This is a genomic window from Pseudomonadota bacterium (assembly GCA_039815145.1).
Lineage (GTDB): Bacteria > Pseudomonadota > Gammaproteobacteria > Steroidobacterales > JBCBZW01 > JBCBZW01.
This window is the reverse complement of sequence record JBCBZW010000037.1, coordinates 22,821-41,817: the sequence shown is the minus strand read 5'-3', so window position 1 is coordinate 41,817 and position 18,997 is coordinate 22,821. Positions and strand designations below refer to the sequence as shown.

Sequence of the window (18,997 nt, the reverse complement as noted above, 5' to 3'; positions counted from 1 at the left end):
GCATGCTCAGCAGTGTGGCTACACGGTGGTTCGTGAGTACTGCGGTCACGGCATCGGCACGCAGATGCATGAGCCGCCGCAGGTGCTGCACTTCGGGCGGGCAGGTGATGGCCTGGAGCTAGAGGAGGGGATGACGTTCACTATCGAGCCGATGATCAACCAGGGCAAGGCAAAGGTGAAGACGAAGAAGGATGGCTGGACGGTGGTCACGGCGGATAGAAAACTCTCGGCGCAGTGGGAGCATACCGTCGCAGTTACCTCGGATGGGGTCGAGGTGCTCACGCTCAGGCAAGAAGAAGATTGTCGGTCTGCGTGACACGGGGTCTGCGAGAGGGTGATTCCGCCATTCGGCGAAGAGAACCTGATCCTACGAGGGTGATGAGTCTCGCCCCATGACGATCATAGGTCGAGGTACTCTTAGCCGGCGAGCCGCTCGATACCTGTGGCAATTGGCCGCCTGGCGCAACTCGCCGTCCGCACACACGGACTGACCGTGCGCTATACGGTCGCGACAACAGCGGCTCATCAGCATCCGGTGGAGTTTCGTCTCTTCGCGCCTGGCTACGTGCGCAGGCGTCTGCAAGCACTCGGCTTTCAGACCAGCCACCGTCGGCTCCCCTACGACGCACGGGCGCCTCGTTGGGTACCGGATGTGTTGGGCGGCCACGACGCCTTCCTCGCCAGTCGCCCGCCGTAGGCAGCAAGCGCGCGGCGGGGGCAGGTCGTCCGCATCTGGCGATGACGCTGCCTTGGTGTCAAAGTGGATGCAGGCACAACGGGTGCTATGCGGGGTGCTGCGAGCCCCGGGCACACTGGCTGGAGTAAGAGATGAAGGTCGGAATTCGACTCAGCGTTTTGGCAGGGCTGACCCTACTGTCAGTGGGTGCACAACAGTCCGCATGGGCCTTCGGCGGTGAGGACGTGGCGAACGGTGCCCCTTGGCATCACCTGGACATGACCTTACGAGCCCTCGACGGTGACGGCGGCGACAACGACCAGGGCGTGCGCACGGAGATCGGCCGCAACGCCATTACCAACGAGCGCTTTCGGCGCGAGGAACCTATCGTGGTCTTCGCGGGGGCAGACTTCGGTCGTGCCGCCGCGATGGACGTGGCCTGGGCCGCGGACTACATCGACAGCTACCTCTACAACCCCATCTGGTGGCTCAAGGCCGACGGCAACTGGCAGAACGGACGCTCCTTCGAACGGGGCGGCCCCGAAGGGCGGATTCGCGCCGCCCTGCGCACGACAGAAGATCTGGCCCGCCTGCATCACGACGACTCGAGCAGCAACGCTTCCCTGCACGACAACTGGGAGCGCTACTTCTACGGCACGCTGATCGGGTTGCACTGGGCCATGGCCATGGATGACGTGGAGATCGCCCGCCATCTGCTCGGGGTGTCGTCCCACGCCGTGCAGGACTTCTACGCGCACTCGAACTGGCTGGACGATCCCGCGCGGCGCCACCTCACCTGGCAGGAGGTGCCCGAGGCGGAGCGCCGCCGAATGACCCTCTACACCGGTGCCTACGAGCAACCGGAAGGCCAGGCGCGCCTCCATCACGGTGCGTATTCGGCAGACTGCACCTTGGTCGATCAAGCGTGGAAGGAGCCCATCCTCGAGCCGCTCTGTTCGGGCCTGTCCCCGGTGCAGAACATGCCCATCTGCGACACCTTGAAAACCTGCGAGCGAGGGCGCCCTGTGGAGTTGACCGTCGCCGGCGTCAGTACCGCCGGCAAGGTGGCGCAGGATCCCCCCGGCATCGCCCTGGACAACACCTGGATCGCGCTTCTCGGCGGGCAGTCGCGGGGGCTTCTGGATGTTGCCGGTGCCTACACGGATGGCACACGCACGCGGTACTTCGATGAGCTGGCCACCATCGTCGGCGGCGGGGATGCAGACCCTCGCCTTGCCGGGCAGCTCTGCGTGTCCGTGCTCAACATCGGCGTTGAGTGCATGCACAAGGAGGCGGCCGATCCGTGTCGCCTCACGGACGAGCCCAACCGGGGGCAGTGTGCCGTCGACAGCGACGATCTCTTCGGCAATGCCAAGGCCGTGGCCACCCGCAGCACCACCCAATGGATGGCTCAGCTCGGCGCCTCGATGCAGGCCACGGAGGAGGGCGCAGCCTTCTGGGAGCGGGTGCGCGCCCCCGACGTGCGGCGCGTGAACGACGGGATGGATCAGCGCCGTCGCCTGCGCACGCGCCCCTTCGAGGATCCCAACCAGGCGGCGTTCCAGTTTCTCTCCGCCGGCCCGTACCCGGTCGCCGTGCCCGGCAGTTACGCCAGCACCTCACATGGCCATTATCTGCGCGTGCATATGTTGACGGCGAACGCTGCAGACGCCGGCACCGATGCGGACATCGTGGCGCGGGTGCGCACCACCGCGGGGCCCATGAGTGAGCATGTGCTCGACATGCTGCCGCGCGATGACAAAGAGACGCGCACCCAGAATCCTCTGCTGGTGCACGATGACTTCCAGGCGGGCGATGCGGCGGTGTACGTGCTCGGTCCCTTCAGCGATCCGCCGGCCCATCTGGAGATCTTCAATCGCGCAGCCGACAGCACGGATGTGGCCGAGGCGGCGTGGGAAGACCTGGGCGCGTCGTTCAGTGCAGCCCTGACCGGCATTCGCCGCGCCCTGATCTCGCCGATCGCTGGCAACCCGGACTGGGTGGGCGATCAGGTGCAGGTGCACACGCCCGAAGCGCTACGCAGCCTTGCCGGCAAGACCACTGCGCTCGTGGTAGATGGCGGCGACGATGGCAAGTTTCGGGTCACCCTCGAGGTGGAAGACCGCACGGAGGAGTTGGACCCCAAGTCGAAGTCGCAGCGCACGACGCGTTGGCTGTTCCGAGTGGTGAGCCTCGAGACCTTGCGCGAGGCGGAGATGGATCGACTCACCACGTCCGACGATCCCTTCTTCTTCCTCTCCTTCGCCCCGATCACCGATCGCGCGTCGCGCCTGGAGGGGTACTGGGGCGGGCCCTTCGAAGATCAGGACACGGGCAGCGTGGTGCGCCTCACCAAGAACAACGAGCGCAAGGTCACCATCGTGGAGAGCGGTGCCGTGGCCATCGCCCTGCGCGTCTACGAGAGCGATTCGGAGAACGAGCAGGATCGCCGGGAGTTGTGGCAAACGTTCCTGACGGGCCTCGATGAGCACACGCGGCGGGAATCGCCGCAGCTATTGGATACGCTAGCGGCAGCGATCGGCCCCGAGTGGTCCCTGGGAAGTATCTCCGCTTACGCCTTCTACCGCGGCGAGCGCCCGATGGCGGGCGAGGTGTTGGCACCCACCTCGGGCGGTTGGCTTGCGGACGATGAGTCCCTCGCCTTCCCGCTGGATACGAGCCGCCTGAAGCCCCTACCGGTGGCCGACGTGGCGATCGAGGAGTTGCCCTACGGGCTGGTGCTTCGGCCCCCGCCCGAGGATGACAGTGAGGCGAAGGAAGGGCGCTAGGCGATCAGCGCTGCACGCCCCTACGTCGCTCCAAGCGATGCCATCAGCGCCAACGGGCGATCGTCAGGGTCGTTGAAGAACGCCATCCACTCCTCCGTCCCGTCCTCATGCCGGTGCACCATGTGCGGCGCGTTGACGAACACGACGCCCGCCTCGCAGAGCGTCGCGTGGGCCGCGGTGATATCGGGCACCCGCAGGTAAAGCAGGGACTCGTCGCCAGGCCCCTCCTCGGATTCCATCAGCATCAGGCGCGTGCCGCCGCAGGCAAAGAAGGCGAGCTTGCCGTAGGTGAACAGGTGGTCGAGGCCCACGACGTCTCGGTACCAGGCCTCGGCCTGCTCGACGTCACTCACCGTGCGCGAGACCTGGCCGATGCCGAGATAGCCGTCGAACGCGTCCATGTTGCTCTCCTGCTTTGCGGCGTTGCTCACGCGAGGGACGCCGACCCAATGCTTGAGTTCGCCGCGGCCACCCAGCTGCAGCTTGGCCACGATGTTGGCGACGTGGAACTTCACACCGTCGAGGCTGATGCCGCAGCAGGCCGCGATCTGCGGGTTGGTCAAGCCGTGGCGCACGAGGTGCAGGGTGCGCCACTCGGCGGGCGTCAACACGTCGTCGTAGGCCGGGCGGCCGCGTCGTCTGCTCATGGCACGAACTTAGCGGGCGAGGGGCGGAATTACACTCCCCCTGGCGTGGCTGCTGAGCCGCTCAGGCGTGCTCAACTTCCAGGCCGATCGTCTCCGTAAGCTGGGAGAATTTCCTGCACAGCAGCTCAATCCGCCTCGGCTCTTCGCCGGAGAAGGTGAGCTGCATCCGCAGCGACTCGCGCTCGTCGACGCACTCGACCACCGTCGGCACCATGTAGACGGTCGCCACCAGCCGCACCACGCAGTGGGCAGGCGACGCGCATGGCGAGTCGTCTTGTTCGACGGCCGCGCGTTCCATCAACACGCCCCGACCGCCGCTCGTAGGCCTTGGCGTGTGGGAAGGGAATGTGCTCGCATGCTGAAGCCATGGGTTGCACCGAAAGAGCGGGCAGTGTATTCGCATTGGCGCGAAATACGTTCTTCGCTAAATCGCTTTAGATCATTTAGTTGATGTGATTTACTCAAGTTATCCTAAAATATTGAATAAAATACACGCTCATGCAGCTCGATAGCTTAGACCGCAAGATCCTGCGCCTTCTGCAGTCCGAAGCCGACATCAAGGCGGCCACGATCGCGGAGCGCGTCGGTGCCTCTCAGGCCACCTGCTGGCGCCGCATGCAGCGCTTTCGCGAGAGTGGACTGATCCCCGAGCAGTTCGTGGCCTTGGATCGCAAGCAGGCTGGCTTTCGGGCCATGGTCTTTGCCCAGGTGAAATTGAGCACGCAGGGACGCGCCAACGTGGCCGCGTTCTCGGACGCGGTTCGCAGCTTCCCTGAGGTACTCGAGTGCTATGTGCTGATGGGCAACGTGGATTTTCTGCTGCGCATCGTGGCGGTGGACGTGGAGGCGTACGAGCGATTCTTCTTCGAGAAACTGTCCAAGGTGCCCGGCGTGCAGGAGATAACCTCGACCATGGCGTTGTCGGAGATCAAACGCACGACGGCGCTGCCCATCTGAAGGCTTCAGGCCAGGCGCGTTATAGAGTAGCGGTTGCTTAGAGGCGCCATCGAGCCGACCGTTTTCAACACCCTCCAGCTGTCGACCACGCGACATATCGGCCGAGCGCTATCGGCTGATATCCGTAGATCTACCTACGCGCCGCATAAGTACCCTGGTGAATCCAAAAGCATGTTGTCAGATGTGATCGGATCCTGACCCGCGGTGGTGTGGACTATCCCTATTGAAGCCCTCTCAGTCGAGGCAGACGCTAACACCATGTCTCAAAGCCAACGACGGGGCTGTGCCATGCGCATCGTTTTCGTTCACCCGAACTACCATTCCGGCGGCGCCGAGATCGCCGGCAACTGGCCACCGGCCTGGGTCGCTTACCTCGCAGGCGCCTTGAAGGGCGCGGGCTTCGATGACGTGCACTTCATCGACGCCATGACCAACGACCTCACGGAGGAGCAACTCCGCGAGCAGCTGGAGCAGCTGCAACCGGATCTGGTAGGTACTACGGCGATCACGCCCGCCATCTACGCGGCGGAGCAGGTGTTGGCCGTGGCGCGGGATGTGGCGCCGACAGCCCTGCGCGTCCTCGGCGGCGTGCACGCCACTTTCATGTACAAGCAGGTGCTCAGCGAGTGCGACGACGTCGATGTGATCGTGCGCGGGGAAGGCGAGGAGATCATCGTCAACCTCGTGGAAGCCTTGCATCGCGGTGAGTTCTTCGAACGTCGCCAGGAGATCCAGGGTCTCGCGTTCCGCGATGGCGAGCAGATCATCGCGACGCCGGCCGCGCCCACGGTCAAGAACGTGGACGCCATCGATCCCGATTGGTCGCTCCTCGAGTGGGAGAAGTACATCTACGTGCCCCTCGGAGTGCGCGTGGCCATTCCGAACATGGCGCGAGGCTGTCCCTTCACTTGCTCCTTCTGCTCCCAGTGGAAGTTCTGGCGCGACTACCGCGTACGCGATCCCATCAAGGTGGTGGACGAGATCGAGCGCCTCGTTGAAGAGCACGACGTGGGTTTCTTCATCCTCGCCGACGAGGAGCCCACCATCAATCGCAAGAAGTTCATCGCCTTCTGCGAGGAGCTCATCGCGCGCGGACTCCCCGACAAGATCAAGTGGGGTATCAACACGCGGGTTACGGACATCCTGCGCGATGAGAAGCTGCTTCCCCTCTACCGCAAGGCAGGCCTGGTGCACGTGTCCCTGGGCACGGAGGCGGCGGCGCAGATCAAGCTCGATCTCTTCAACAAGGAGACCCGCGTCGCCGACAACAAGCGCGCGATCAAGCTGCTGCGCGACGCGGACATCTTCGTCGAGGCGCAGTTCATCGTGGGCCTCGATAACGAAACCCCGGAAACCCTCGAGCAGACCTACCAGATGGCGTGGGACTGGCAGCCGGATCTCGCCAACTGGTCCATGTACACGCCGTGGCCCTTCACGCCGCTCTACCAGGATCTGGGCGACAAGGTGGAGGTGTTCGATTTCTCCAAGTACAACTTCGTGACGCCGATCATGAAGCCCCAGGCCATGGAGCGGGAGGAGTTGCTCGATCTCACGATGCGCAACTACCGGCGCTTCTACATGCGCAAGGCGCTGTTCCACTACCCCTGGCGGGGCACCGGCTTCCGGCGAAGGTATTTGTTGGGTTGCTTGAAGGCCTTTCTGAAGGCGGGTTTCCAGCGCACCTTCTATGACCTCGGCAAGGTGGGCTACTGGGGGCCGCAGTCCAAGAAGAATGTGGACTTCCACTTCGACCGCTCCAAGCGCATCTCCCGTGCCCAGATGGAGGATTGGGAGGGCAGCGCCGACCGCGCCGCACGCCTGCGCGCGCGACGTGAGTCCCGCCAGAAGGGCACGCCGGTCCCGACGGAAACCGCCATCCCGGTGGAGTCCATCAAGGTGTGCGGCGGGGGCGAGGAGCAGCTCGTAGAGGACAACGAGGAGTAGGGCCATGGTGGCGACGCCGCACCCTGGCGCGTCCGACAGCAGCAAGATCGGGCCCAACGCGATCTTGCAGTACCTCCCCGTCCTGGCCGACCAGCTCGGCGACGTGCGCATGCGCGCGTTGCTGAACGCCGCACGCCTGGCCGAGATGCCCGACGGCTCGTCGATGATCGACGAGGCAGAGGTTCGTCGGTTGCATCAAACCGTACGCTGCGCTCTCCCCCAGTCCGCGCCCGCCCTGGCGGCGCGGGCTGGCGCAGCGACCGCGCAGTACATCGTGCGCCACCGCATCCCCGCCTTGGTCAAACCGTTGCTCAGGTGGCTGCCAGCGCGTTTGGCGGAACGTTTTCTGGCCAAGGCGATTCGCCAGCACGCCTGGACCTTCGTCGGCTCGGGGGAGTTTCGCGTGGCGAGCACCTCGCCCCTCGTGTTCGAGATCACCCACAACCCGTTGGTGCGTGGGGAGGAGGCGACGCACACCGTTTGCGATTGGCATGCGGCCGTGTTCAGCGAGTTGTTCACGACCCTGCTCGGACGGCGCTACATGGCTTGCGAGACCCATTGCGAGGCCTTCGGTGCCAGCGTGTGCCGCTTCGAGGTTGAGGCGAGCGCCTGAGCCGCGCTGGATTGTCCGGTTGGGGGATCGAGGGCCGACCGATCTCTCCGGTGCTACACCGCACCATCCGCAACGGCGCGAGGGGAGAGTGTCCTCGCCACCGCGGGAGTCTTTGGGCGCGCTACACTGCGGCAGCGCTTTAGCTTCTGTTGGGACCTTCCCGTGTCGATCTACCACTTCCCCCGAGCACCGCTGCTCCTGCTTCTTCTCGTATCCGCTCCCACGGCGAGTGCAACGGACTCGGATGGTGACACCATCCCCGACGGCCTCGACAACTGCGTCCTCGCGGCCAACCCGACCCAGCTGGACGCCGACGCCGACGCCATCGGCACCGCCTGCGACACGGACCTCAACAACGACTGCGGTGTAAACCGCGACGACTTCCTCCTCTTCCGTGATGCTTTCCAAAGCGATACCCCCGAGGCGGACTTCGACGGCAACGGCATCGTCAACGTGGCGGACCTGCGCATCCTCCAGTCCTACGTGGGCCAGGCGCCGGGCCCGACCGCGTTGATCAGTCCTTGCGCCGTCATCGAGGCGCTCCCCGCCACCGCCACGGCCAGCTCTGAATTCCAACCGGCCAGCTTTGCGGTGGACGACGATCCCGCCACGCGCTGGGAGTCGGTACACGGCATCGAGCCCGTCACCCTGACCCTCGACTTGGGGCGCAGCTACCCCCTCGATCGGCTGGAGGTGCATTGGGAGGCGGCGAACGCGGAGACGTACCGCATCGACGGTTCCAACGATGGCGCGGGCTGGACGCTGCTGGCCTCCCTGAGCGGCGGCCAGTTCGGTGATCGAACGGACCTCATCGACGTGGAAGGGGGCTGGCGCTACGTGCGACTCACGGGCGAGCGGCGCAGCCCGGGCAACGTCTACGGCTTCTCCATCTGGGAGTTCGATGTGTTCGGCGACGCCAACGGCGCCTTCGATGCGATCGTCGACCGGGACGGTGACGGTGTCATCGACTCCCAGGACGAGTGCCCCGATACGCCCCCGGGCGATGAGGTGGATGCCCTCGGCTGCACCTTCCCGCCGCGCCAGGAGGTGGGCGAGCGCAACGGCTGGCTGGCCGGCGGCCCGGACTCAGCGCGCCCTGACTTCACCCTCTACGTCTACGATCGCGATCTCGGCGAGATGGGCGGCCAGTGCAACCGCGCCTGTGCGGACGCGTGGCCGCCCCTGCTGGTGGACGACGGTCGCGCTTCGGGGGTGCCTCGCCTGAGCCGCGTTCAGCGCGAGGACGGCACCTGGCAGGCCGCCTACCAGGATCGCCCCCTGTACTTCTTCGCCAACGACGCCACCCCCGACGATGCCCTGGGCGATGGCCTGCAGGGTTTGTGGTCACGCGTGCCCTTCGATCCTAGCCCGGTCCCGCTCTTCGACGAGAACACGCCCCTCGAGCCTGAGCTGCAGGAGCGCACGGCGACGGAACTCATCACGCGCCTGGCCGATCGCGCCCGCGACCGCCATGCCCGCGAGGACGAGTTCCAGGCCTACGATCACTACCTCTCGTTCTATTGGGAAGATCGCACGGTCGAGATCGAGATCATCGATACCGTGGCTGAGGGCGGCGACACCATCACCTTCAACGTGACCAGCCAGTGGCAGCTCGATCCGGTCACCGCCGAGCTGCGCTTCTTCTACCGCGGCATCACCACGGTGGCCGAGTACTACGACAACGGCGTGATGACGCCCATCGATACCACCCACTACACGCGCAGCATCAGCTACAACCCGAAGATGGGGCGGCCCCTGCAGGTGGGCGATCGCATGGAGTTCGAGCTCAGCCAGTTCCTCTTCGCGCCACCTAACGGGCGATCTAACTACTACGGTACCGCCTTCCTCTACATCGTGGGCGAGGGTATCGTGCCCTGGGAGGCGAGGGGCGTGTTCGGCGACGGCAACACGGAGCGCGAGGACTCCTACCCCATCGCGAGCACAGGGCTCACCGGCGGCGGCACCACCCTGACCTACATGTACTCCGGCGAGCCCCGGCGCCATTACCAGCAGATGCCTACCAACCTCGCCCCGCTCAACGGTCAGGTGTTCGTTCGCGGCCGTCGCGTCCACCACACGGACTTCGGCGACGGCAGCCACGACGAGTCCCCTGACAACCCCGTCTTCTCGGCACTCAGTGGCCTCTTAGGCAACCACTACATCAACCGCTCTTGCGTGAGTTGCCACGCCTTGAACGGCCGCGCCCTGCCGCCGTCGCCAGGGCATGCGCTCGATCAGTACGTCGTGCACGTAGGCGATGCGGCGGGCAATCCTGATCCCGCTTACGGTGCCGTGCTGCAGCCGCAGTCTGTGCTGGGGGTCAGCGAGGGCAATGCCGTGCTGAGTGCGTGGATCGAGGCGGACGGCTTGCGCACGCCGGTCTACGCCTTCACGCCGAGCACGCCTGAGGCCTACTCCGCGCGCATCGCCCCGGCCCTGATCGGCGCAGGCCTGCTCGAGGCCATCACCGAGGCTGACATCGAGGCCCTGGCGGATCCGGACGACGCGGACGGCGACGACATCTCCGGGCGCCTCCAGGTGGTGATCGACCCGCAGACGGACGACTTTCGCATCGGCCGCTTCGGCTGGAAGGCGGGCCAGGCCAAGGTGCTGCACCAGGTGGCCGCCGCGTTGAACACGGATCTCGGCGTCATGACCTCCGTGCGACCTTTCCCCGACTGCGGCAGCGAACAGGACGATTGCGGCACGGGCGGCGCCGAGCTCGCTGACGAGCACCTGGAGGACCTGAGCGCATACGTCGCCCTGCTCGGTATCCGGGCTCGGCGAGATCTCGACGACCCCACGGTCCTCGAGGGTGAGCAGCTGTTCGATACGATAGGTTGCACGGGTTGCCATGTCGCCACCTTTCAGACCTCGCCCTTCCACCCCCATGCGGAACTGCGCGCGCAGACCATCCACCCCTACACGGATCTGCTGCTCCACGATATGGGCGCGGGGCTCGCCTCCTCCCTGGGCGAAGGTGAGGCGAGCGGCGCCGAATGGCGAACGGCGCCCCTATGGGGCATCGGGCTGACGGGCGATGTGTCGGGGGCGGAGGCTTACCTCCACGACGGGCGGGCCCGCTCCCTGGACGAGGCGATTCGCTGGCACGGCGGCGAGGGTGCGTCCTCGCGCGACGCGTACCTCGCCCTCGACGAGGATCAGCGGCAAGCGCTAATCGCGTTTCTTGGCTCCCTGTAAGTCCTGGGTGCCGGATTCGAGGGAGCGCCTCGGGATGAGGTGCGCTAATTCCGGGGGAAACGAGCGATTCTGGGTGTTAGCGGTCGGCATTTAGGGCGCGTAAACTGGCATCGAGTAGGCCCATCGGCGAGATCAAACCGTGGCAAGTAAATTCGAACAAATTCAGAGCGATATAGCTTCCCTCACCAGGGAGGAGCGGCTCGAACTGCTCAGGTCGTTGATGTCGGAACTTGATGGGCCATCGGTTCCCGGGGCGGAAGAGCGCTGGGCGGAGGAAGCGCAGCGTCGGCTCAAGGAAATCGAGGAAGGCCGAGTCAAGCCTGTCCCAGGCGAATTGGTGTTCGAGCGCATCAGGAAGCAACTCGGTTGAACTCAATCGAGTTCCACCCGGAAGCTGAGACAGAATTCGCCGAAGCCACGCTGCGCTACCAATCGAAGGTGCCAGGACTCGGAGTGGAGTTCGAGGCTGAGGTTCGCCGGGCGGTCGGCCTGCTCCAGCAGTTTCCGGAGTTGGGTGCGCGAGTGGCCGGGCAGATCCGGCATTTAACACTCCGGCGGTTCAAACACTCGGTGATCTACGTTGCGCAGCCGGAGAGCCTGCTGATCCTAGCTATCGCACATGGTAGCCGAGATCAGCAGTACTGGCTGTCGCGTGCTGGCCGCTAGCAAGCTGGGCAAGGGTTGCAGACAGTGTGGCTGGAGCCGAAGGGCGCGGCTGATGCCTAGGGCAGTGGTGCGTGAGTGGGATGACCCAGCAGCTGACGCTGTAATGCGGCTCACCCGTTCTGGTGTGCGGCATGCCCGCGGAAAACGGCGCGGTAATCGGCTCAGAATGTCCAGCTCGTTTGGAAGTAGCCGTAAGCGGTGTCAGTACCCTGCCCACCGACTGCCTCTTCCTGGAACCGCCCGTTGAACAGGTAGGCGATCCCCGCCTCCAGGCGTACCGTGCTCTGGCGCAAGTTCCAACGTATCCGTGTTTCGACTTGCTGGCCCAGGTGGCGACCGGATGCGCCGCTCGCATCGGTGATGCTGGCGGCGGTCCAGGTGTCCCGGCGACTCGCGAGCCGCAACGCCCGGGTGGCGACGAGCCACTGAAGGTCGCTGCCGGGTTTGAGCTCGAGCCGCAACTCAGGCGATGCGATGTTGCTGCGGGCGATGGCGCCGTAAATGCCAGTTGGCCCGTACTCGAAGCGGCGTGCACCGAATAGGGTGTCGAAGCGCTGGTTATCGGTGTCGTCCGGGTCACGATCACCGCTCGCGAAATCGAAGGCGAACCGCACTCGGGGAGTCCAGGGAGCGCGGAACGTGTAGCCCACCGAGAGGTGCTGGAACCACGCCTGGTGATCCAGGGAAGGGCCCGTCGCGTCGAGGCGTGAGTTGCCGAATTGGTAGGCGGTCTCGATCTCTATATCGAGCTCGCCGGTGGCGGCCGGGCGTCTCAGGCGCACGCCAGGGGTGATGAGCGAGCGGTGACGTGTTCCAGGGGCGTCTTCCTCTAGACCGTAGACGTAGCCCTCCACCTGTAAGGCACCGATCCTGAGCTTGCGCTCGTAGAACCCGCCGAAGAACTGCACGTCGAGGTCTTGATCGTCGAGCTCGATGACGTTGTCGATGGTCGATGCCAGATCATCTGGGCGTCGCCGAACCGGCGTCGTCCAAAACACGTGCGCCGATGAACGCGTATCCGAGGCGACCCATCGCCAGGACGCGCCGGTAAAGGCGTTGATGGTGTTGCGGAAGTTGTTGCGGGCCACGAGGCGGCGGCTGCCCAGGTCGATGGTCTGGCGACCCAAGCGCAGCTGATGACGGGGAAGGTCATTGCCGTTGGTGCCGAAGCGAAACTCCGCAAAGAGCTGAAGGACGTCTAAGGCATTGACGTTCGAAACACTCAGGGCGGAACCCACACCACCTCCGTAGTGCCGCCCATCCATCGCCTCAACCGTGAAGGCGACCGGTGCTGTCTCTATATCGACTCGCAACCTGGTGCGGGAAAACCCGAGATGATCCGAGTCGGTGAGGCGGTCCTGAGCGCGGAACTGACCATCGATTCCTTCCCAGCGAGTGCGCACATCGCCGCTGAGTCGCAGCCGGCTGTCCTGCCTGAGGACGTCTTGAAGTCGCCAGGGTGCAGGCTCGGAGGGAGCGGTGTCAGCAGCACTAGCGAGTTGGCAGGGCAGGGAGCAGGTCAGGGCAACGGCGGCGGCTAGCGCGGGGCGCGCTGGACGTCGCGTGCTGTCTCTGCGTTGCTTCATTCGCTGTGCTGCTCATAGCCGGTTGGTTTCCCCCGCGCGCCTGCGAGTCTATGGGTTTTGCGCCAGCCGAGAGAAGATCGTGGCGTAGCGAATGATAGGGCGACGCTCCACCGACACGAGCTCGAAGCCCCGCGCCACCAGGCCCGCCTCCACCTCCGGCATGTGCAACGCGCCCCAGGGCACGACGATGTGGGCGTAGTCGGCCAACGCGCCGTCCAGGGTTTGCAGCAGCTTCTCATTGCGCAGGGTGAGGATGTCGTGCTCCAGGGTGGTCGGCGGCGGCTCGGAGAAGAGCGCCAGCCAGTCGTCCATGGTGCGTGTTTGCAGGGTCTCACCCAGCTTGCCGAGGTAGGCGATGGTGGTGGGCGAGAACTCTCGCGCATCCACATCGGCGTGGCGGATGTGGGGCCACTGGCTGTCGCTCGGGGCGTCCGGCGCGTCGTCGATGACATCCACATCGTCCGGCGCTAGCAAATCTTCATCCCGCAGTGCCTGTGGGGCCGGTGTAGGACGGCGCGCGTCGAGCACTTCCTGGATCGCGGGTTGTTGGGTGAGGCCAATCGACTGGGCCAGCCCCTGGTAGGACAGGCCGCCGGTCAATACGGCGTCTTCGTCCGTTACGCCTTCCGTGAGCACGACCGTGCCCTGATTGGCGAGGTCCGAGAACAGGTCCTCGTACGTGTCGTGCTCGCCGAAGTGCACCATGCCGATCAGGTCGACGGAGATGTTCCCATCGTCCGCCTCGAAGCGGCGTTGCTCCACCATCATCGCGTCCTGCGAGAAGCTGACGTAGCCGGCGGTGGCCTGAGCGATACCGCCGAGGATTGCCGACGGCACGGCAAGCACGACGAGGGCCACGCTGGCGACCGTCGCCAGCACCGTCAAGCCGGCGCCGCGCCAGAAGCTGGCACGCTTGTGGCCAAGGTCTTCAGGTCCTAACCACCATCGACCGCCGCTGCGACGGTGAACGAAAGCGATGAGCCCCGCCGCGAGCAACACCTGTACCAGCGCCAGGGACTTCATCATGACGCTCGGCGTCATCAACAAGGCCATCGGTGGGGCCCCGAGCGTTGCCCAAGCGGTGAAGGTGCCCGTGACGACGGCCAGGATGGCGGGCACCCGCGGCGTGATGATCCACGCGATCAACAGCAGCTGGCACGCGATCGTGGCGATCAGCGCCAGCGAGTTTCGCGTGCTGGCGAAGGTGCTGCACTGGTCGGCGCACGCGGCGAGCTCATGGGCGGCGGAGAAGGCCGCGTCGAGGGCGAAGAGCCACACGGTGAGGTTGATGAGCGAAGTCACAGGGGGGTGGGTGCGCAGTGGTGGGAGGAGACATCTACGCTACACCAGACTCGTGTGCCCTGCACTGCGGACCGCGCGGCGGTAGCGCCTGGCAGGCGATCGGTGCTTATGTCGCGTTGGTTGGGTATGTGAGGTGAGCAGGGGTGTTCGGTTACACTCGAAGAAAACGCTGGCGCCTTCGCCTCCGGGCCAGCATCCTGCCACGAGCAAGTGGCCGTCTGGCAGACAGGGGAACCCGAGTGCGTAGCGTAATGGCCTGCGGTCTTGTCATCGTCGTGTTGGCGAATCCGGCGCTTGCGGACGAATGCGAGGTGGACACCGAGAGTGCGCTCACTGCGTTGAAGGTCACCGAATCGAGCGATTCCGACGCCGACGCCACCACCACTCCGGTGACGCGCGAATACACGTGGACGGAGCTTCGGGAGGCGATTCCAGGTCTGCGCCGCTACGAGTTGGACTACGGGGCAAACGAGGATGATGAGGGATGCTCGCAACCCGTCTTCATGTTGTGCGCGCGGGTGTCGGTAACGGGGAGCCGCATCAAGCGGCGGCAGTGCCAGCCCTTGCAGGATTACCTGGACTGGGTCGTGTCGGGCCGCGCGAGCCGTGAGCAACGTCAAGTAGCGATTGATATTCTTAGTAGACCTACGGTTGCGCCGCCTCCGAGTACTATCTCAATCAGCGGTGTTCCTTGAAGAACATGGTGCCCCCACGGGCCTCGCTCTGAGGCGCAACAGGAGCCGCCGATGGGCGTCCAGCATATTCCCTTGCTGCAAACACCAGACGCATTGATCGGCCACGCGGTGACGGCTAGCGGCCTCGCCCCCGAGGACGCCCAACGCCACCTGCAGGCACTCGACCGCGATGCCCTCGAAGCGCTCTGCGATGGGTTCGCGCGCAGTCCGCTGCGTTTCAGTTTCTTCGGTCGCAAGCGCGTAGAGCAAGCGGTCATCGACGCCATCGCCAAGCAAGCGCTGCTGCGCCATCACCAGGCGCAGACCCCTTCGCTGGCGACGACGGTACTGGCACCGACGATCGCCATCGTGGCGCCCTTTCGTAGCGGCACCACGCTGCTGCAACGCCTGCTGGCGCAGGACCCCGCCAATCGCTACACCCGCTCCTGGGAAGTGTTTCAGCCGCCGCCGCGCGATCCGATCCTGCAGGGTGATGGACGTTACTTCGTCGAAGACGCGCGCGTCGCCACCACGCGGCGCTTCGTGGAGGGCCTGCACGGGCGCCACCCGCGCCTCGCCGACCTGCACCCGACGGATCCGATGACCGCAGAGGAGTGCTTCGGCCTCCTCGAGACCAGCATGAAATCGCACAGCTTCCTGCTGCACGGGGCGGTGGAGGGCTACCTTCCCTGGCTCGACGCGCTGGGGGCTGAACGCTGGCAGGAGGCGTACGCGGACTACGCGGATCAGCTGCGCCTGCTGCAGTGGTGGTGCCCGGGCGATCGATGGGTGCTCAAGAGTCCCTTCCACCTGTGGCAGCTGGGCGCGTTCGTGCGCGCTGTGCAACCCCGGGTGGTGGTGCAGATCCATCGTCCCGCGGCGCTCTGCGTGGTGTCCTTCTGCGAGTTGATGCAAGCCACCTTCGAGTCCTTAGGCGCGCCGGTGGACCCGCATTGGATCGGGAGAACGGGGCGCGAGGCCATGCGTCGTGCGCTCGCGCGCAACGCGGCTGATCGCGAGGGGCTGGCGCCTGGGTGCTTCCTCGACGTGGACTATCGCGAGTTGGTGCTGGATCCGATCAACGTCGTGCGTCGGGTCTATCGCCAGGCCGAGTTCAGCCTCGATGAGGCGATCGCCGCGCGGATGCAGCAGTGGTTACGGGAGGGCGAGACCCAACCGCGTCGCGGCCACCGTGCAGCGCCGGCGGACTTCGGGTTGAGCGCGGCCGAGTTGGAAGAGGACTTCCGTTGCTACCGGCAGTTCGCCGCCACCTGATCGCTGCTCAGGGCTTGTCCGCGCCCGGTGTCATCGCCTCGTAGCGCTTGGCGAATTCTTCCGCGCTGTTGTAGTAGAGCTCGCCATCTTTGTTCTGCACGATCCAGGCCCCCGCGGGCACCTCCGCCTCCATCTCCAGCCGGCCATCGATTTCGGTGGTGATGTGGGTGGGCTCGCGCACTTGCATCGCCCGAACGGGGGTGACCTTGATGTAGTGGTGCGGCGTGTCGGGCAGGGGTTTATGGGTGGTGAAGAAAACCTGTAGGTCCACGCCGTACTCGGGGGACTCGGAGGTGATCACCATGTGCGGGCCGTCGAATTCCTGCACGCCCCAGGACAGCTCGTAGCGGCGCGGTTCCCACCGCAACTGAGCCTCCTTCGGCCTCGCCTTGGCCACGTAGTAGTCGCTGTTCGAGTCGTCCAACTGTCGAACGGTGTTCATCGGTGTCAGTGAGTTGCTCAGGAGAAGTTCAGCCTATCACGTGCCGACTCATCAGCGGCCGCGTGCGGCCGACGCACCGCCAGTGGCGGTTTCACCCTGATAGGGCGGCGCTGTCGACGACGTGCACCTCGACGTTGCCTGCCTCCCTGGCGAGCCTCACCATCTGCGCCGTGCCGCCCTCGCCGCCTTCCTGCTGGTTCCACAGCACCAACATGCCCGTGCGCGCCGTACGCCACGCGAGGGCCATGCTCATCACCCAGCGATTGCCTCGCGCCCACGGATCGGTGCCGGACTGGGCCAGCCAGCGGGGCAACCCCGGGCGATCGCTCAGTACGCGTATCGAGCGCTTGCCGCGGTCGGCGAGCTGGATGAAGCGGGTGCGCCAATCGTCGAGTTCTCCGAACACTTCGCCGGCGTAGGCATTCGGTGGCATGGGCAAGCACAGGGTGGTGCGGATGCCGAGCGAATCGCAGATCTCGTGGGCGAGGATGTCGGCCCCCGGCGCGCCGGATGCGAGCACGTGGATCTCATGGGTGCCCTGCAGGCGCTCCTGCAGCGCCGTCAGCTCGGCTTTGAGCAGCGCCTTGGCCTGCGCTTCGGCGCTCGCTGGGAACCGCGGGGGTGCGCCCGGGGCATCGATGGTGTGTCCGCCCATGACCAGCAGGTAGGTGTCCTCGCCCGTGGTGGCGTGCGCCCCGGGGTTCGGTGTCTGGGCAGCGTCGACGGTCGCAATGATTTGGCCGGCGAGCTCGGCGTTCACGCCGAGGCGTCGGAACAGATCGAGCTGCCCTCTGGCGGCGCCCCAGGCGAAGGGGTGATCGGCGGGAATCGCATCCTCGTAGGCCTGCACCACGCGTTGGGGGCGCTCGCCGACGAGGAACTGCACGTCCGCCTTGCTGATCTGTGGCCAGGGCGCGGGCGTGGTGCCGTTGGCGAGGTCTGCCTCGATCGCGGCCGGCACGAGCTGCTCCAGGGCGGCGACCTCGCGCGCGAGCTTGCGCTTGTAGGCGTCTGCCTCATCGTCGGTGTCGAAGGCATCGAACCACGTCGGCGCGTGTTGCAGCTCGCCGAGCACACGCCCCATCTGCAGCGCCGTGAGACCGGGGTAGAAGGCGTTCAGATCTCGTAGGTAGGCGCGCCGGTATCCCTCGTAGGCGCCGATGAGTTCCCGGTTCATGGCCACCGCGCGACTGCGCTCCGGACTGTCTTGTGCCTCCACCCGCTGGCGCCAGCGCGTCTTCAGGTTGCGCGCGCGCAGCGCTTCGGCCTCAGCGCGCAGGCCCTTGCTCAAGTCCGCCTGAGCGAGGATCCTGTCGATGGCTTGATCTGAGTGGAGCAGGGTGTCGGGCTGCTGGTCCTGACGGAACAGGCGTTCGTAGATGTTGGCGAGGGCCAGGTTCGCGTCGATGTCGCTGGGGTCGTTAGCCAGGATGCGCGAGTAGTTGTCGCGGGCACCTTCCCAATCCTCGAGCGCCCACCGCGCCTCAGCGACCAGCTTCAGTCCCGACCACTGAAAGCGCATGCCGTGCACCTCATCGGCGAGCAGCGCCAGCCAGCCCACGGCCTTGGCGGCCTTGGCTCTGGCCACTTCCTCCGCGAAATCGGCCGGCGCACCGGTCACCTGGCTGGGGTCGGCTTCGGTGAGGCCCTCCATCATCGCGAAGACCGGGCTGTCGGTGTCGCGGTCGCTGGTCATGGCGGCGCGAAGCACCTGGGTCAGGCTTTCCACGCTGGCGCCCGCGTCAGCGGGGTCGTAGGCCTGGTATCGATCCGTGCGCAGGTCGAAGGGGGTGTCGTCGGCGAAACCGCGCCCGCGGATCATCACCGTGCGCTTCTTGCGCAAGGCGTGGCGAATGCCGAGCTCGTAGAACACGTTGGCGTTGTGCACCGTGATGTCGGCGATTACCAGATCCGCTTCGAGGATCAGCTTGAACATGTCCTCGCGGATGTTGCCGGGTTCGACGATTCGCCCCGTGGTGCCGCCCGCCAGCCCCGCGGCGTCCAGGGCCGGTTGGATCAGCGCGTCGTGGACGTGCTCGAAGTTGATCTCCTTGCCCTTGCGGTCCCGCTTCACGTCAAAGGGGCGGATGACGAATGCCCGTGCCATTGGAGTTCCTTCGCCGGCTGCGTATCGAGAGCTCTACTGTACTCCCAAAGCCCCGTCCTCGATCGCCCTGCTCGATGAACGAGGCGATGTGTTCGCCTAGCTCGCTCGTGCGACCGAA

General features: G+C 65.5%; 17 protein-coding genes. 11 read left to right on the top strand and 6 right to left on the bottom strand.

Going from position 1 to position 18,997, the window contains the following annotated elements:
• The 3 genes from AAF184_11650 to AAF184_11640 all read left to right on the top strand — a co-directional run.
• Positions 1–316 (top strand): M24 family metallopeptidase (locus AAF184_11650; protein ID MEO0422985.1); only part of this gene is annotated, 316 nt, incomplete at its 5' end.
• Between the two features lie 177 nt (positions 317–493).
• Positions 494–697 carry a hypothetical protein gene (locus AAF184_11645; protein ID MEO0422984.1) on the top strand — a complete coding sequence of 68 codons (204 nt, stop codon included), beginning with the start codon at positions 494–496 and terminating at the stop codon, positions 695–697.
• 131 nt (positions 698–828) lie between these two features.
• Positions 829–3,465 (top strand): hypothetical protein, encoded by a 2,637-nt coding sequence (locus AAF184_11640; protein ID MEO0422983.1) that lies wholly within the window; start codon positions 829–831, stop codon positions 3,463–3,465.
• A 20-nt stretch (positions 3,466–3,485) separates the two neighbouring features.
• Here the strand turns inward: AAF184_11640 and AAF184_11635 are convergent, their stop codons facing one another.
• A complete protein-coding gene (locus tag AAF184_11635) occupies positions 3,486–4,112 on the bottom strand; it encodes a LuxR C-terminal-related transcriptional regulator (protein MEO0422982.1) in 627 nt (208 codons plus the stop codon).
• A 61-nt stretch (positions 4,113–4,173) separates the two neighbouring features.
• Positions 4,174–4,410, bottom strand: a complete 237-nt coding sequence (locus AAF184_11630; protein ID MEO0422981.1) for a hypothetical protein — start codon at positions 4,408–4,410, stop codon at positions 4,174–4,176.
• A 200-nt stretch (positions 4,411–4,610) separates the two neighbouring features.
• On the opposite strand from AAF184_11630, the gene AAF184_11625 reads away from it, so the two are divergent.
• The 6 genes from AAF184_11625 to AAF184_11600 all read left to right on the top strand — a co-directional run bounded on the left by AAF184_11625 (position 4,611) and on the right by AAF184_11600 (position 11,493).
• Positions 4,611–5,069 (top strand): Lrp/AsnC family transcriptional regulator, encoded by a 459-nt coding sequence (locus AAF184_11625; protein MEO0422980.1) that lies wholly within the window; start codon positions 4,611–4,613, stop codon positions 5,067–5,069.
• 288 nt (positions 5,070–5,357) lie between these two features.
• Positions 5,358–7,013 (top strand): magnesium-protoporphyrin IX monomethyl ester anaerobic oxidative cyclase, encoded by a 1,656-nt coding sequence (gene bchE, locus AAF184_11620; GenBank protein MEO0422979.1) that lies wholly within the window; start codon positions 5,358–5,360, stop codon positions 7,011–7,013.
• Positions 7,014–7,017: 4 nt separating this feature from the next.
• Positions 7,018–7,626, top strand: coding sequence for a bacteriochlorophyll 4-vinyl reductase (gene bchJ / locus AAF184_11615; GenBank protein ID MEO0422978.1), 609 nt, complete (start codon positions 7,018–7,020; stop codon positions 7,624–7,626).
• Between the two features lie 162 nt (positions 7,627–7,788).
• Entirely contained in the window at positions 7,789–10,827 is a 3,039-nt protein-coding gene (locus AAF184_11610) for a di-heme oxidoredictase family protein (protein ID MEO0422977.1), read from the top strand.
• A 139-nt stretch (positions 10,828–10,966) separates the two neighbouring features.
• Positions 10,967–11,197 carry an addiction module protein gene (locus AAF184_11605; protein ID MEO0422976.1) on the top strand — a complete coding sequence of 77 codons (231 nt, stop codon included), beginning with the start codon at positions 10,967–10,969 and terminating at the stop codon, positions 11,195–11,197.
• Positions 11,194–11,493 (top strand): type II toxin-antitoxin system RelE/ParE family toxin, encoded by a 300-nt coding sequence (locus AAF184_11600; protein MEO0422975.1) that lies wholly within the window; start codon positions 11,194–11,196, stop codon positions 11,491–11,493. Before AAF184_11605 ends, AAF184_11600 begins: the two co-directional genes overlap by 4 nt.
• Positions 11,494–11,654: 161 nt before the next feature.
• Here the strand turns inward: AAF184_11600 and AAF184_11595 are convergent, their stop codons facing one another.
• Together AAF184_11595 and AAF184_11590 are read right to left on the bottom strand one after the other, a co-directional pair.
• Positions 11,655–13,079 carry an alginate export family protein gene (locus AAF184_11595; protein MEO0422974.1) on the bottom strand — a complete coding sequence of 475 codons (1,425 nt, stop codon included), beginning with the start codon at positions 13,077–13,079 and terminating at the stop codon, positions 11,655–11,657.
• Positions 13,080–13,127: 48 nt separating this feature from the next.
• A complete protein-coding gene (locus tag AAF184_11590; protein ID MEO0422973.1) occupies positions 13,128–14,381 on the bottom strand; it encodes a hypothetical protein in 1,254 nt (417 codons plus the stop codon).
• A gap of 239 nt (positions 14,382–14,620) precedes the next feature.
• Between AAF184_11590 and AAF184_11585 the strand changes: the two genes are divergently transcribed.
• The gene (locus AAF184_11585) at positions 14,621–15,076 is read left to right on the top strand and encodes a hypothetical protein (protein ID MEO0422972.1); all 456 of its coding nucleotides are present in this window, start codon (positions 14,621–14,623) and stop codon (positions 15,074–15,076) included.
• Positions 15,077–15,127: 51 nt separating this feature from the next.
• Positions 15,128–16,330 carry a sulfotransferase gene (locus AAF184_11580; GenBank protein MEO0422971.1) on the top strand — a complete coding sequence of 401 codons (1,203 nt, stop codon included), beginning with the start codon at positions 15,128–15,130 and terminating at the stop codon, positions 16,328–16,330.
• A 7-nt stretch (positions 16,331–16,337) separates the two neighbouring features.
• Here AAF184_11580 and AAF184_11575 read toward each other — a convergent pair whose 3' ends face one another.
• Positions 16,338–16,772, bottom strand: coding sequence for a hypothetical protein (locus AAF184_11575; protein ID MEO0422970.1), 435 nt, complete (start codon positions 16,770–16,772; stop codon positions 16,338–16,340).
• 91 nt (positions 16,773–16,863) lie between these two features.
• On the bottom strand, positions 16,864–18,879 hold the full coding sequence (locus AAF184_11570; GenBank protein ID MEO0422969.1) for a hypothetical protein: 2,016 nt from the start codon (positions 18,877–18,879) through the stop codon (positions 16,864–16,866).
• Positions 18,880–18,997: the final 118 nt, after the last annotated feature.